13 protein-coding genes and 4 pseudogenes are annotated in these 14,288 nt (G+C 61.8%); 12 read left to right on the top strand and 5 right to left on the bottom strand.

Going from position 1 to position 14,288, the window contains the following annotated elements; all coding sequences use genetic code 11:
* Positions 1 to 436 (top strand): annotated as a pseudogene (locus tag JOY90_RS13690) (MFS transporter); the annotation flags it as partial.
* 98 nt (positions 437 to 534) lie between these two features.
* Complete coding sequence (guaA, locus tag JOY90_RS13685; RefSeq protein ID WP_291691656.1) at positions 535 to 2,130, top strand: glutamine-hydrolyzing GMP synthase; 1,596 nt, start codon at positions 535 to 537, stop codon at positions 2,128 to 2,130.
* Between the two features lie 665 nt (positions 2,131 to 2,795).
* Here guaA and JOY90_RS13680 read toward each other — a convergent pair.
* Together JOY90_RS13680 and JOY90_RS13675 are read right to left on the bottom strand one after the other, a co-directional pair.
* Positions 2,796 to 3,149: a hypothetical protein gene (locus JOY90_RS13680; protein WP_291691655.1), complete on the bottom strand. Its 354-nt coding sequence runs from the start codon at positions 3,147 to 3,149 to the stop codon at positions 2,796 to 2,798.
* A gap of 206 nt (positions 3,150 to 3,355) precedes the next feature.
* Positions 3,356 to 3,931 carry a TetR/AcrR family transcriptional regulator gene (locus tag JOY90_RS13675; RefSeq protein WP_291691654.1) on the bottom strand — a complete coding sequence of 192 codons (576 nt, stop codon included), beginning with the start codon at positions 3,929 to 3,931 and terminating at the stop codon, positions 3,356 to 3,358.
* A gap of 220 nt (positions 3,932 to 4,151) precedes the next feature.
* Here JOY90_RS13675 and JOY90_RS13670 point away from each other — a divergent pair, with 220 nt between their 5' ends.
* Positions 4,152 to 5,294, top strand: coding sequence for an acyl-CoA dehydrogenase (locus tag JOY90_RS13670; RefSeq protein ID WP_291691653.1), 1,143 nt, complete (start codon positions 4,152 to 4,154; stop codon positions 5,292 to 5,294).
* Entirely contained in the window at positions 5,269 to 6,318 is a 1,050-nt protein-coding gene (locus tag JOY90_RS13665; RefSeq protein WP_291691652.1) for a glutathione S-transferase N-terminal domain-containing protein, read from the top strand. Before JOY90_RS13670 ends, JOY90_RS13665 begins: the two co-directional genes overlap by 26 nt.
* A gap of 49 nt (positions 6,319 to 6,367) precedes the next feature.
* Here JOY90_RS13665 and JOY90_RS13660 read toward each other — a convergent pair whose 3' ends face one another.
* Positions 6,368 to 7,363 (bottom strand): nitronate monooxygenase family protein, encoded by a 996-nt coding sequence (locus JOY90_RS13660; protein WP_291691651.1) that lies wholly within the window; start codon positions 7,361 to 7,363, stop codon positions 6,368 to 6,370.
* Between the two features lie 849 nt (positions 7,364 to 8,212).
* Positions 8,213 to 9,112: a LysR family transcriptional regulator gene (locus JOY90_RS13655; RefSeq protein WP_291691650.1), complete on the bottom strand. Its 900-nt coding sequence runs from the start codon at positions 9,110 to 9,112 to the stop codon at positions 8,213 to 8,215.
* Between the two features lie 145 nt (positions 9,113 to 9,257).
* Between JOY90_RS13655 and JOY90_RS13650 the strand changes: the two genes are divergently transcribed.
* From JOY90_RS13650 to JOY90_RS13615, 8 genes and pseudogenes are all read left to right on the top strand, one after another.
* The gene (locus tag JOY90_RS13650) at positions 9,258 to 9,749 is read left to right on the top strand and encodes a cyclophilin-like fold protein (RefSeq protein WP_291691649.1); all 492 of its coding nucleotides are present in this window, start codon (positions 9,258 to 9,260) and stop codon (positions 9,747 to 9,749) included.
* A 14-nt stretch (positions 9,750 to 9,763) separates the two neighbouring features.
* Entirely contained in the window at positions 9,764 to 10,780 is a 1,017-nt protein-coding gene (locus JOY90_RS13645; RefSeq protein WP_291691648.1) for a zinc-dependent alcohol dehydrogenase family protein, read from the top strand.
* A 16-nt stretch (positions 10,781 to 10,796) separates the two neighbouring features.
* A complete protein-coding gene (locus JOY90_RS13640) occupies positions 10,797 to 12,005 on the top strand; it encodes an arabinose transporter (protein ID WP_291691647.1) in 1,209 nt (402 codons plus the stop codon).
* A gap of 77 nt (positions 12,006 to 12,082) precedes the next feature.
* Positions 12,083 to 12,775 carry a carboxymuconolactone decarboxylase family protein gene (locus JOY90_RS13635; protein ID WP_367276927.1) on the top strand — a complete coding sequence of 231 codons (693 nt, stop codon included), beginning with the start codon at positions 12,083 to 12,085 and terminating at the stop codon, positions 12,773 to 12,775.
* A gap of 11 nt (positions 12,776 to 12,786) precedes the next feature.
* Positions 12,787 to 12,912 carry a tautomerase family protein gene (locus JOY90_RS13630; RefSeq protein WP_291691646.1) on the top strand — a complete coding sequence of 42 codons (126 nt, stop codon included), beginning with the start codon at positions 12,787 to 12,789 and terminating at the stop codon, positions 12,910 to 12,912.
* A pseudogene (locus JOY90_RS13625) lies at positions 12,879 to 13,124 on the top strand (cupin domain-containing protein); the annotation flags it as partial. The gene JOY90_RS13630 and the pseudogene JOY90_RS13625, both read left to right, overlap by 34 nt.
* A gap of 8 nt (positions 13,125 to 13,132) precedes the next feature.
* A pseudogene (locus tag JOY90_RS13620) lies at positions 13,133 to 13,519 on the top strand (DUF2255 family protein).
* A complete protein-coding gene (locus tag JOY90_RS13615) occupies positions 13,516 to 13,737 on the top strand; it encodes a hypothetical protein (RefSeq protein ID WP_291691645.1) in 222 nt (73 codons plus the stop codon). The pseudogene JOY90_RS13620 and the gene JOY90_RS13615 overlap by 4 nt, the downstream one beginning before the upstream one ends.
* A 73-nt stretch (positions 13,738 to 13,810) precedes the next feature.
* On the opposite strand, the pseudogene JOY90_RS13610 reads toward JOY90_RS13615, so the two are convergent.
* Positions 13,811 to 14,288, bottom strand: a pseudogene (locus JOY90_RS13610) (DNA ligase); the annotation flags it as partial.

Raw genomic sequence — 14,288 nt, 5'->3', positions numbered from 1 at the left:
GGGCGGGGCTGATCCGCTGGCCGACATCCGGGCTTCCGCCGATCTCGTCGTGATCGACGCGCCATGCTCGGGCACCGGCACATGGCGCCGTAACCCGGACGCCAAATGGCGCATGCGCCCGGGCGCGCTCGACATCCGCTTGAAGGACCAGGTCGAAGTGCTTGATCGGGCGGTGCCTCTGCTCAAGCCGGGCGGCCGCATCGCCTACATCACCTGTTCGGTCTTGAAGCCTGAAAACAATGAGCAAATTGATGCGTTCCTGAAGCGTCATGCCGGCTTTGCGGTGGTGCCACCGGCCGAAACGGCCGGCGTGCTCTGGGACAAGGCCGATGATTTTGCGGCGGCGGCGCTGCCATCGGCCGAGGGCTGGCTGATGACCCCGCGCCGGACCGGTACCGACGGGTTCTTCGTTTCGATCCTGCGCCGAATGGGGTGACGGATGCCTGACCTCAGGCCCGTGAATCGCCGGGAAAACCCGGAAAGGTGCGGTCTGGAAGGGTTGCGGGAGGGCGCGACGTCGCGTACTTCCTGTCCATGACAGCCGCCTCCAAAGCCCGCGAGTCGATGCCGCCGGTGGCCTCGGCACATGAGAAGATTCTGATTGTCGACTTTGGCAGTCAGGTAACCCAGTTGATCGCCCGCCGCGTCCGCGAGGAGGGCGTCTACTCCGAGATCGTGCCGTTCCAGAAGGCCGAAGCTGCTTTCAGGGTGATGAAGCCGAAGGCGGTGATCCTCTCCGGCGGTCCGGAATCGGTGCATGAGGAAGGCTCGCCCCGTGCCCCTCAGCTCATCTTCGAGTCCGGCGTGCCGGTGCTCGGCATCTGCTATGGCCAGATGACGATGGCGGCGCAACTCGGTGGCGAGGTCGAGGGCGGGCATCACCGCGAGTTCGGCCGCGCCGACGTCGAGGTGAAGGCGCCGAGCCGGCTGTTCGAGGGCGCGTGGTCGTCGGGCGAGCGCCATCCGGTGTGGATGAGCCATGGCGACCGCATCACAAGGATGCCGCCGGGCTTCGTCGTCGCGGGAACGTCGACGAACGCGCCGTTCGCCGTGATCCAGGACGAGGCGCGCAAGTACTACGGCCTGATGTTCCATCCCGAGGTGGTGCACACGCCCGACGGCGCCAAGCTGATCCGCAATTTCGTCCGCAAGGTCGCAGGGCTCACCGGCGACTGGACCATGCGCGCTTTCCACGAGGAAGCGATCGAGAAGATCCGCGCACAGGTCGGCCGGGGCAGGGTGGTCTGCGGCCTCTCCGGCGGCGTCGACTCCGCTGTCGCGGCCGTGCTGATCCACGAGGCGATCGGCGATCAGCTCACCTGCGTGTTCGTCGACCATGGCCTGCTTCGGCTGAAGGAAGCCGAAACCGTGGTTGACCTGTTCCGGCATCACTACAACATCCCGCTGGTGCATGTGGATGCCTCGAAGCAGTTTCTGGCCGAACTGGCCGGCGTCAGTGATCCCGAGGTCAAGCGCAAGACCATCGGGCGGCTGTTCATCGATGTGTTCGAGGCCGAAGCCAAGAAGATCGGCGGCGCGGAGTTTCTCGCGCAGGGTACGCTCTATCCCGACGTGATCGAGAGCGTGTCGTTCACCGGGGGCCCGTCGGTGACCATCAAGTCGCATCACAATGTCGGCGGCCTGCCTGAGCGCATGAACATGAAGCTGGTCGAGCCGTTGCGGGAATTGTTCAAGGACGAGGTGCGTGCGCTCGGCCGCGAGCTCGGCCTGCCCGAGATTTTCGTGGGCCGCCATCCGTTCCCGGGGCCGGGTCTCGCGATCCGCTGCCCCGGTGACATCACCAGGGAGAAGCTCGACATCCTGCGCAATGCGGACGCGGTCTATATCGACGAGATCAGGAAGGCCGGTCTCTACGACGCGATCTGGCAGGCCTTCGCCGTGCTGCTGCCGGTCAAGACCGTCGGCGTCATGGGAGACGGCCGCACCTACGAATATGTCGTGGGCCTGCGCGCGGTGACCTCGACCGACGGCATGACCGCCGACTTCTATGCCTTCGACATGAAGTTCCTGGGCCGGGTCGCGACCCGCATCATCAACGAGGTCAAGGGCGTCAATCGCGTGGTCTACGACGTGACGTCGAAGCCGCCGGGCACGATCGAGTGGGAGTGAGGGGGAACGGTTACTACTGCGTGGTTGGCGTAGCCTGGCAAGGCGTTGTCATCCTCTCTGGCACCGAAGACCTTGACCGGCATAGTGAGCATTTCTTATCCCGATTGAAGTCGGCGTTCCACCGCGTTTTCGTTGAGGGAGTATTGCAGCGCGGTTAATCGTAGAGAAAGCGACGGTCGATAGCTCTGGATTCCACAAGCTTCCGCGAATTGAGTATTTTGGCGCATCGCGGCGCGCAGAACGGCAGGAGCCAGCGACGCGAAGCTTCCGTTTTGCGAAATGAACAGTACGGTGTGCACCGGGATGATAAAAAAATGGCACCACAGCCAACCTGAGCGCGCTTGTGGCGCATATGCAGGAACTGAATTTTCTTAGGGAGGAGGCGGGCGAGTACTTACGTGCAGCCTCAGCTGTTCGACGCGGAATGATCGAAAATCGTAGGTTTGACTCCCACTCTCTCCGCCAGAAAACGAATTTTTGCGCCAACCTACGATTCCTAACCACGCGTTGATAGACGCCGGTGCTTGACATTGCGAGAAGTCAGGCTTTGGCGCTCGGCCGGGTCGAAACGACTTTGTACCATCTTTGGAGATGGCCGAGATGCTCGGGAGGCCTCACTTTCGCCCAGGCCGAAAATTCGACGGCGACCATGGCGCTGATGTCAGCTATCGTAAGTACGGTCCGCAGACAAACTCATTGTTGGCCAGGCGCGCATCAAGCCAGGAAAAGAAATGCTGTAGCCGAAGTCGCCCTCGTTCCGCGAGCGCCGGAATCTGTCCGAGGGATACAGGACCAGGCAAGGCTCTGCCCTTCAATCCGGGAGTGGCGTTGCGAAAAGCCTCCTGAGCGGCGTAGATCCCATCCCACTCGATCCGCCGCAGCCAGGATTCAATGACGGCTCTTTCCTCCGCGCTCCGCCCCATCAGGGGAGGACCGAGGTGGAGCTCTTCGAAGTAGCGGCATATCGCAATGATGTCGGTAATCGCCGCACCGCTGTCAAGTTCGAGTACGGGAAGCATGCAATCTGGATTCAGAGCACGGAACGCTGGACTGAATTGCTCGCCGTTTGCGCAAATCAACCTGCACGGTCGGCACCGTAAGGCCCTTCTCGGCAAGAAAAATACGAACGCGACGCGGGCTAGGTGCCGTCGCGCAATCGTAGAATATCATGAAAGCTCCCTTGCAATTGAAGTCTGCCGAATTGCCTCGCGGGCCGCTCCGGCACTCATTTGCCTATCAACATTGCAGCTATCGATGCGCGATTTCGGCCGTTCTCGAGCGAGGATTTCGGGATAGCGAGCAAGCCTTGACCAAAGATGAAGGAATAGTAGGCAAGCGCGCGCGTCGATGCATCGTTCGTCTCATATCCCAGTTGCGCAAACAGTCCGGTGACAAGCCTTAGCCGCTCAGCATCGATTTCCCTCACGCGCTTGCGGGCAATGAGGTCACGGCGCGCCCAGTCGCGTATGGCCATCTCGATCGCCATACCTCTCGGATTTGCGCGATCGAGATAAACATCCAGAATGCGCCGCAAGCGAACATCAGGTGCTTCACCGTTATCACCGACCTGTCCGCTGAGCGACAGGAGTCGACCGTCCCGCCACGAATCCAGAAGCTGGTCGAGCAAGTCGCTGCGGTCGCGGAAATGCCAATAGAAGCTGCCTTTGGTGACATTCAGCTCTTTTGCGAGCACTTCCACGCGAACTTCGTCGAGGCCGCCCTGGGCGAGCCTCCCCAGGGCCGCCTCTATCCACTCGGCACGACCCAGTCGCTCCGATACATTTGTACGTTTTCGCGGCATGAATATTGACACTCCGATCAGTCCAAGCTAGACGCTGTACGCTGCAGTATGGATGTCCATACGTTACAGTATTGTAAAAATCGTTTGAACCATTTGTTCAGGTGAATAGACGAATAGCCTTATGGCACGTTGAAGTCAGGCACCAGATTGTCCACCGGGAAATTGCTCGGCGGTCGCGCGCGCTTCGTCTCGCTGCCGCCGCTCTTTGGAGTAGCGCTCAATGGCAGGATCAGCAGAACTCGGGCAAATCGCGGCAAAAGCTGCGGACGACTTGATAGACCGCTTCCCGGCCTTCGTCAGCGCGACAGGGCCTGATCGCGAGCTCGTGGGCGTTGCCTTGTCCGGCATGGCGCGGGCCGGCCTGTTCGATCTTGGTTATCTCCGCTTCGATGCGGATCGCATCTCGGCCGAGGATATGAAGCGCGCTGTCTCCGTCGTTGCGGCGCTGGCCGCGAGATCATTGTCGCTCACAACCATCTACATGGTGAATGCGATTTTTGGCGGCGCCTTTGTCGCGCAGATGGCTACCTCACAGCAAAAACGCGACGTCCTGCCGGCAATTCGGGAGGGAAGGCTCCAACTCGCATTTGCAATGACCGAACCTGACGCCGGGTCCGACGCCTCCGCGATTGCGACCCAAGCGGTGGCGACCGGTCAGGGCTTTTTACTATCAGGAGAAAAGATCTTCACGACCGGCGCATCGTCCGCAGACTACATCTTGGTGGTCGCGCGCAACAGTGGCGACGAGAAACGCGCCGTGAGCTTGTTCCTCGTCCCGGGTGACGCAGAGGGCGTGAGCATTGAGCCGTTGGCGCGCGTGTCAGCAAATGCACACGCGTCGTGCCGGATGGCGATGCGCGACGTTCGTCTCGGTCCCAAGCAGCTCCTCGGTGGACCGGAACGGCTGGGGAAAGCCTGGCCCATCATGCGCGTCTCGGGCTCGCTCGAGCGCATCGTGGTGGCTGCGACAGCTGCGGGATTGGCGGATGCGATCATCGTTCGCGCCTTAAGTTTCGCTAAAGAACGTCGCCAGTTCGGCCAATCCCTGGTTTCGTTCCAGTCCCTGCAGCATCTCCTTGTCGAGATGCGAACGGCCCATGTCGGTATGGGGCTTTTTATCGAGCATGCCCTTCGGATGTTGGCTGAAGGTGAGCCCGAGCAGGCTGCGTCGATGGCCAAATACCACTGCGCCGAACAGCTGCAGGAGATTGTTGCAAAAGGCATGCGCATCATGGGAGGGCGCGCCTTCTTCTCGTTCGAGCAGATGTCGCGCTATTACTGCGAGGCGCCATTCAGCCTCTACGCCGGCGGAACGGCTGAAATCCAGAAGAATCTGATTGCGCGAAGCATGGGCATTGGCTGAACCGATGCAAAGATACGAGCTCGTTGGCTGCAACGCTTCACCATATTCGCGCAAATTGTTGGCAATCCTGCGCTACCGTCGCCTGCCTTACAACTGGCGGGTCCAGGATCCAGCGACATTGCCCTCTGAACTTGCGGGGCCGCTGCGATTGATGCCAATGCTGCGGGCGGCAGACGATAAGCGCTTCGAGTGCGACTCTACTCCCCTCGCGCAAATGCTGGAGGAGCGGCATCGGGATGCGCGGTCGATCATTCCGGACGACCCGGCGGCAGCATTCCTCTGCCACCTGATCGAGGATTATGCCGACGAGTGGTGCACCAAGATGATGTACTACTTCCGCTGGGGAGACCCGGAGACCGCGAGGGTTTGCGCGAGCTGGGTCATCCGTGACCTGCGACCGGAGCTGCGCGGGGCCGAGCGCGTTGCGGCAGAGAGGACGTTTTTCCAACGTCAACGCGACCGAAGAGAAATGGTCGGATGTGGGCCTGATAACGGTCCGTTGATTGAAGCGCATTTCTGCGAGTTGTTGCGCGCGCTGAGCCTGCTCGGTGGGTCCGATCAATACCTCTTTGGCACACGACCCTCGCTTGCCGACTTCGCGCTTTATGGGCAACTGTTCCAGCTCACCCTGGATGCATGGCCGCAGGCTATCGTGCGCCGCGATGCGCCGCTTGTGGAGAACTGGGTGTACCGTCTGGACGATGCGTCCGGCGTGGACGGCGCCTGGGATACACTCGACGCAGCCGCCAGCAATATCGGGAGAATGGCGATTCTGCGCCTGATTGGCCGCTGCTACCTGCCGTTCCTCGTGAGGAACGCCGCCGCGATTGCCAATGGTGAGCGCACTGTCAGCCTAGAGATCGATAACCGGCCGTACGCGCAGCCGGCATTCAAATACCAGGCAAGGTGCTTTCGCGAAATTAGGCGACGCTGGAACACGCTCGCCGAATCGGATCGATCAAGACTGTCACCATTGCTCGGCGAGACCGGTTGCTTGCCCTGTTTGAATGATAGCTTCACATAGCATGGGTGCACCGACACGTCCGCGTGGGGGCAAAAGTGGCGGTTCGCTTTCATGCAGCCCGGACCATTCCCGCTTGCTCAACAAGCTCCTGCACAATTTCGGCCGCGGGTTGGACACGTTTGACCGCACCGACAGACTCTCCCGCCCAGAGCGCCATTGCCCCGATCGCTCCTGTCGTCGTCTTATCGGCGACGCCACTCGCGAAGCGAAGGATCGGCACTCGCGTCCCATCCAGGCGGCTCGTCTCGCCGACGATATCACCCTGGAAGGCTTCCGCTGCTACGATGGCCGAGCGTAGAACGCGGTGCGGCGCGTCGGGCCAGGTGGCGGAAAACACCTCGGTGTAGACGGTGTCCTGCGCCTCAGCGCCAATCAGGGCAGCGACGTAGTCCGGATGCACGGCCGCCTCGGCCGCGGCGGCGAACCTCGTCCCGACGCGCACGCCGTCCGCTCCGGCCGCGAGGGCCGCCGCCACCCCTTGCCCCGTGCCGATGCCACCCGCCGCCAGCACCGGCACGTCGACCGCCGAGATCACCTCGCGGAGCAGTGTCATCATGGGAGTCGTCCCACGCACATGGCCGCCTGCCTCGATGCCCTGTGCGACGACGAAGTCACATCCCGCCTGGGCGGCCGCGATCGCCTCCTCCTGTGACCCGACTTGCCAGCAGGCCAGCGCGCCACCTGCGTGCGCCATCTCTACAAATCGACGTTCAGGCTCGCCATAGAAGAACTCGACGACTTTTGCGGCGCGCGCAGCGATCTCAATGCACGTCAGATCAAGGGGCGGGCGCATCGCCGAACCATTCAGGAATATCGGGGCCACGATGAAGTTGACTCCAAACGGCTTGTCAGTGAGCAAGCGTGTCCGCTCGAGCAGATCAGCGAGCGTGGCAGCAGTAAGCCCGGGCCGGCCGGTGCCCAGCATCCCGAGGGCACCGGCCTCCGACACTGCCGCCGCCAATTCCGGTGGTGAGCCCGCTCCCATGCCTGCCTGCTGAATCGGTAACGCGCAGCCAACGAGTTCTGTGAACCTCGTCGCGACCATCGTCGCCTCCCGTCTTTCAGTTGTTGTGCTCTCACGGTACACTTGTTGCGTGGCGGAGGCACCTGATTTGTCGAGCCTTGCTTCGGGTAAAGGAGACATGCTGGTCGGCGTCTGGGCTTGAGGGAAGGCCTCCGCGACTAGATCATGTCATCGTGACCACGTCTCCGAAGTTCGCGCTAGTCGCTCTGCACCTGGCAGCGTTTGCTCCGGGGCGCAAAGCGGACCAGTATGGCTGGCGCGCATTGGCGGGCGAACGCGAGGGGCATCGAACGACCGGGCCAGCCCTTTCCCGATCCCTGACGGTATTTGAAGCTACGCCGCACCAGTGCGGGATGGCAATCTTGGCTACGCAGGCTGGCGCTGATCAGTTGATCGACTCCGATAGGTACTGGAATCGACAGCATTGCGAGCGGCTCGAATTTTTCTGTGAATTCAAGACCGAAAAATTGCGGCGGCTATACCGTCGGGATTTCTACGTCAGACTTGAAGTTTTGTACTTGTAAATCAAGGACGTAACGTCGTCCGAAATGATCGAGTGGGACCGGCTGGGATCGCGAAATTTAGCGTAGCCTGGTGGAGTCGTTCTCGCTTTCTCGTTGAGGATGCTGACCGAAGTAGTGATATTGGCCTAGCCTGATCGAGGTCGGTGATCCACCGCGTTTTTGCTGTTGGAGCATTGCAGCGCGGCTAATCGTGCAGAAGGGCGCGGCAGCGGTGATCTCCTTCAAGACCCGGAAAATAACTTTGGACCCTGAGGTCGCTGCGGAATGTCACCCGACTTGCGGATCAGATTGGCGTCACCGAAATCGCCGTTCGACGAATCGCTTATGAACGCATTCGAAAGCCGGGTCACTGGCTCCTGTAGCGCAGCGCGTCGACAATCAGCGAGAAAGCGGACGAAGGTTGTCGCCGGCTGGGATAATAGAGGTGGTAACCGGAGAACGGCGTGCACCAATCTGACAGCACTCTGACCAGACGGCCCTGCGAGATGTATGGCTGCACGTGTCCCTCCGTGAGGTAGGCTAGTCCGAAGCCTTTGAGAGCTCCCTTCAGAAGAAGCCCTGCGCTGTTGAACACAAGCTGTCCATCCACGCGCACGTTGAGCTCGCGCCCGTTCTTCTCGAACTCCCACGCGTACAGGCTGCCGCCGTGGGTCGGTAGGCGGAGGTTGAGGCAGCTGTGCTGGGTCAAATCCTGCGGTGTTTTCGGGCGCTTACGTTCGGCGAAATAGCTTGGCGAGCCGACCACCGCCATTCGGAGATCCGGGCTGACGCGCACGGCGATCATATCCTTGGCGACGAGCTCGCCGGGACGAATGCCCGCATCGACCTGCTGCGCCACGATGTTGGTGAGCCCGTAATCGATGATCACCTCGACGTGGATGTCTGGGTACTGGGGTAGAATCTTCCCCAGCGCCGGCAGCAGGATCTCGGCGGCGGCATACTCCGTTGCAGTCAACCGCACGGTTCCGGCGGGCTTTTCGCGTAGCTCGCTGAGGGCAGCGAGATCGGCATCCATCTCGGTGAATTTGGGCCCGACGCTCAGGAACAGCCGTTCTCCGGCTTGAGTTGGAGTGACGCTCCGGGTCGTTCGGTTGAGAAGACGGACACCCAGCCGCTCCTCCAAGTTTCGGATGATCTGGCTTAGCGCCGATTGCGTCATACCGAGCTTTGCTGCGGCGCGCGTGAAGCTGCGTTCCCTCGCCACGGCGAGGAACGCCAGGATATCGCTGGCGTCGTCCCTGTTCATTGATAAGCCTGTCTAATGACTTCATTCGGATTTTATCACCTAATCGGACGGTGGCGGAAGCCTTAGTTTCCCATCAGCGATCAGGCGGCGGATCGCCCCGGAAAAAAGAGGAGTGGACCGGTAGCCCGCATCGACAGGACTGAGGATGGGGCAAATGACAGACGCATTTGATGGCCTGACCCGGTGTCGACTTGCCGCCGCTCTGGCGGCCGTCGTCTCCATGGCCTCATCGGGCTCCGCAGAGACGACATTCGCTGACGAAGTACGAGGAAGGGCGTCCATGCTTATTCGCTGCCACTTCGAGGAGAAGGCTTTCGCGGTTGGCTTGCTGGACAATCGCTCCGCTCGCGATCTGGCGACGATGCTGCCACTTGATCTCGTCATCGACGATTTTTCGACGAACGAGAAGATCGCCTACCTGCCGCGAAAGCTGACGGAAGAAGGCAGCGGTCCGTTCTCGAACGAAGCAGCAGGCGATCTCTGCTACTACGCGCCATGGGGCAACCTCGCCTTCTTTCATGGCGGCTACAAATATTCGAGCGGCCTGATCCGCGTCGGCCGTCTCGATGATGGTCCACAGCTGCTGCTCACGCGCGGCAAGTTCGCGCTGCGCATCGAGCATCTTCCACCAGCCTGACAGGAGGAATGATCATGCTTGCTACAGTCATGTACGGGCCGCGAGACGTCCGTTGCGAACAAGTCGACGACCCGAAGATTCTCAAGCCGACGGATGCAATAATAAAGTTGTCGGCGACCTGCATCTGCGGGTCCGACCTGTGGCCGTATCGCGGATTGCAGCCGACGGATGGTCCGGCTCACATGGGTCACGAATACTGCGGCATCGTCGTTGAGGTCGGCAGCGAAGTCAGAACTGTCCGCCCTGGCCAGTTCGTCGTCGGTTCGTTCTGCTTGTCCGATAATACTTGCCCGCACTGCAAGTTCGGCTTTCACTCCTCCTGCGTCCGGCGCGAGTTCATGACGGGAGCGCAGGCACCGTACGCGCGAGTGCCCCTGGCCGACGGAACGCTTGTCGCCACCGCTGAGGTGCCAGAAAAAGATCTCGTGCCGCACTTGCTGGCGACGTCCGATGTCCTCGGGACGGGCTGGTACGCTGCCTATGCCGCCAACGTTCGGTCCGGATCGACGGTGGCCGTCGTGGGCGACGGAGCCGTTGGACTGATGGGCGTTCTGGCAGCCAAGGAGATGGGGGCCGAACGTATCATCGCGATGAGCCGGCACAAGGCTCGGCAGGAATTGGCACGCGAGTTCGGCGCGACGGACATCGTCGCGGAACGCGGGAGTGCAGGCATTGAGCGCGTGAAAGAGCTCACGCAGGGCGTCGGGGCCGAGTCGGTTCTGGAATGCGTCGGCACCCGGGAATCCATGACTCAAGCCATCGATTCCGTGCGTCCCGGCGGCTCGATCGGTTATGTCGGAGTGCCTCACGGCGTGACTTTCGACGGTCAGGCGATGTTTTTCGCGCAACGTCGAATGCTGGGCGGACCGGCCCCGGTCCGTCGCTTCCTGCCCGATCTGATGGATCGCGTTCTGAAGGGCAGGATCAAGCCCGGCAAGGTGTTCGATCTCACGCTGCCTCTCGCCGACGTCGCAGAGGGCTACCGCGCGATGGACGAGCGGCGTGCGATCAAGACGATGCTCACGGTGTGAGTAGAGGCCTCATTGCATGTCGGTAACAACGCTCCCAACGCCCGCCGCGGTGCAGAGCCTCGCCGCGACCTTGCTGCCGATCATGGGGTTGGTGTTCGTCGCCTTCCTCGTCATCGGCATCGCGATGCCGGTCCTTCCACTTCACGTCCACGATGGATTGGGGCAGGGAACGTTCGTGGTCGGCCTGGTCGCCGGCAGTCAGTTCGCGGCGTCTCTGGTCTCGCGACCTTGGGCAGGCAACTTTTCGGACAGCAAAGGAGCCAAGCGCGGCGTGATCGTCGGGCTGCTCGCTGCCGCTGTTTCAGGGTTGCTTTACCTCGTTTCACTTTATCTTACTCCCGTCCCACTGGCCTCCGTGGCGATAGTGCTGCTGGGGCGAGGACTTCTGGGCGGTGCCGAGAGCTTCATCATCACGGCGGCGGTGAGCTGGGGGCTGGCGCTCGTCGATGCCGGCAACACGGGCAAGATCATTGCGTGGATTGGCATGGCGATGTTCGCGGCCTTCGCGATCGGCGCGCCCGCTGGCTCCGCCCTCTACGCGGAGTACGGCTTCGCTGCAATCGCGGTGGCGACCGCCGGGGCGCCTCTTGTTCCCTTAATGCTCGTCGCGCGGCTTCCCGCCGTTGCCCCGACGCACGACGCCCGCTTCTCGTTCGTCGAAGTGATCGGCGCCGTCTGGGTGCCGGGCCTCGGCTCGGCCCTCGGTAGCGTGGGATTCGGAGCCGTGACTACGTTCGTCGCCTTGCTGTTCGCGAACCACGGATGGGACAATGGATGGCTCGCGTACACCGCCTACGCGGTTGCCTTCATCATAGCCCGGATATTCCTCAGCCATGTGGCCGACAAGGTCGGCGGAGCCAAAGTCGCGCTGATGTGCACGGTCATCGAAGCCGCAGGACAGGCGCTGATCTGGAGGTCCTCTCGACCCGAGATGGCGTTGCTGGGCGCTGCAATGACCGGCTTCGGCTTCTCGCTGGTCTATCCGGGGTTTGGCGTCGAGGCTGTCCGCCGCGTTCCGGCGCACAGCCGCGGCCTGGCCATGGGCGCCTACACTGCATTTCTCGATCTCGCCCAAGGGCTCGCCAGCCCTGCGCTCGGATTGATCGCGACGGGGGCGCGGTTGAACGTCGTGTTTCTCGTTAGCGCGGGGACCGTGCTCTGCGCAGCACTCGTCGCGTCGTGGCTGATGGCGCACCCGACAGATCTGGAAGGATACACGCAATGAGAATGCTCGCAGCGGCCTTGTTTTCAATCTGCCTGTTCGCCGTCGCGGGGCAGGCATCTACCGAAGGAGCAAAGACCATGTCAAAGCCGGAAGACGTCAGCGCGGTTGCGCCAGCCCTGGAAGGCTACGCGCAAAAATTTGTCCAGGGCGATCTGTGGAAGCGACCGGGTCTCTCGCCTCGAGACCGCAGCATCGTCACGGTCACGGCGCTCATCGCCCGTGATCAGACAGTGGAGCTGCCGTACTACCTAGGTCTTTCGCTCGACAACGGCGTGAAGCCGTCGGAGATATCGGAGATCATCACGCATCTGGCCTTCTACACTGGCTGGGCTAACGCGATCGATGCGATTCCAGCAGCGAAGGAAGTCTTCAAGAGCCGCGACATCGGCGCCGATCAACTCCCCGCGGCCTCGGGGCCGCAGCTACCGCTGGACGAGGCGGCGGAGAAGCAGCGGGCCACGCGCGTCGCAGAGCAGTTTGGACAGATCACGCCAAGCCTTGTCCAGTACACGAGCGACGTGCTGTTCCGGGACCTCTGGCTCAGGCCGGCGCTGGCGCCGCGCGACCGCAGCCTGGTCACCGTGAGCGCGCTGATCGCCACCGGTCAGGTTGCGCAGATCACCTATCACCTGAACCGTGCAATGGACAACGGGCTGACGCGGGAGGAAGCCGGCGAGGTGCTCGGCCATCTCGCCTTCTACGCCGGCTGGCCGAACGCGTTTTCGGCGGCGCCGGTCATCAAAGACGTCATCGAAAAGCGACCGCACTGAAGGAAACGGCAATGCCTCACGTCGTCGTCAAACTCTATTCGGGCAGATCCGAGGGCCAGAAGCAGGCGCTCGCGCAAGCGGTCACGGAAGTGGTGACGCGCGCGCTTGGCACACGCATCCGCTCGGACAGACGCTGATCGTCACCGCCGGTCTCGGGTGGGTGCAGCGCGATGGCGGACCGATCGAGGAGATCCACGCCCGCGACGTGGTGTGGTTTCCGCCGGGCCTGAAGCATTGGCACGGCGCTTCGCCGACGATAGCCATGACGCACATCGCCATTCAGGAGTCTCTCGACGGAAAAAACGTCGACTGGATGGAGAAGGTGGCCGACGACCAATATCGGAAGTGAGGTCTGCGATGCACGGGTGGAACAGCGATGAGTTACGCAAGATCGCGGATGCCGACGACCTGCATGTCTCCCCGTTTTAGGGAAGACGGGACGACGTACGGGCGCCGACATGGATCTGGTCCGTGGCGTTTGACGGCGCTCTCTACGTTCGCGGCTACAACGGCCAGGACTCCAGGTGGTATCAAGCGGCTGCGCGGCACAAGGGCGGGCGGATTCTCGCCGCTGGGCTCGCCAAGGAAGTGACCTTCGAACCGATCGAAGGGCCGATCCTGGATTCGATCGACGAGGCATATCGCGCCAAGTATCGCGGCAGTCGATATCTCGAACCGATGATCGGCGCGCGCGCCCGGTCCGCGACCCTCAAGATCATGCCGATTGAAGGGAGAGAGTCGTGAATGCGATGCAACTTTGCGTCTATAAGTCGTCGCTGCTGGACACGGCGCTGGGGGGCGCCGCCGTCGCCCAGGAAGCAAGCGGACAGTACGTCCAAGTGGCGGAGATCGAGGTCGATCCCGCCCAAATGGATGCCTACCGGGTCGCCGTGCAGTCCAGAACCTCTTCTTTGGCCGTCTCACGCAGCACGTCCATCTCCGGCAAGTTACTGAAGAACTAACGACGTCTTAAGTGTCATAAAGGACGAACGGACCTATTTGTTCCGCGACGCAGGATTGCTCGATCTTCGATGGCTATCGCCGCGGTCGCTCCCCTTCACGCACGACGTCTTTTGCGTTCTTGTCGGACCTCAGACCCAGATAGACGGGCTGTCGCAACTCGCCCTTGCTGGTCCATTCCGCGAATTTCACCTCGGCCACCAGGGACGGCCGGACCCAGGTCGTCACGGCTTCGTCCTTCACCTTGGCGGGGAAAGGAGACTTCGTCGCCCTCAGTTTCATAAGCTTTCGGTGAAGCGCTTCGAGCGTGTTGTGGCTGAAGCCGGTCCCGACATGTCCGATGTACCGCCAATCCTTTCCATCTCTTACGGCGAGGACCAGGGCGCCGAAGAACGGCCTTGTTCGCTTTGGTGCCGTGAAACCCGCAATAACGACCTCCTGCTGCTGCGCAGTCTTCACCTTGAGCCAGTCGGCTGTTCGGATTCCGGAGGAGTACGGGCTGTCGGCGCGCTTTGCCATGATGCCTTCGAGGCGCTTGCGCTCGGCCTCGGCA

Origin of the sequence: Bradyrhizobium sp. (genome assembly GCF_019242285.1) — a bacterium.
In the GTDB taxonomy this organism is placed as follows: domain Bacteria; phylum Pseudomonadota; class Alphaproteobacteria; order Rhizobiales; family Xanthobacteraceae; genus Bradyrhizobium.
The sequence above is the reverse complement of the archived record's forward strand: the minus strand, read 5'-3'. Positions and strand labels throughout refer to the sequence as shown.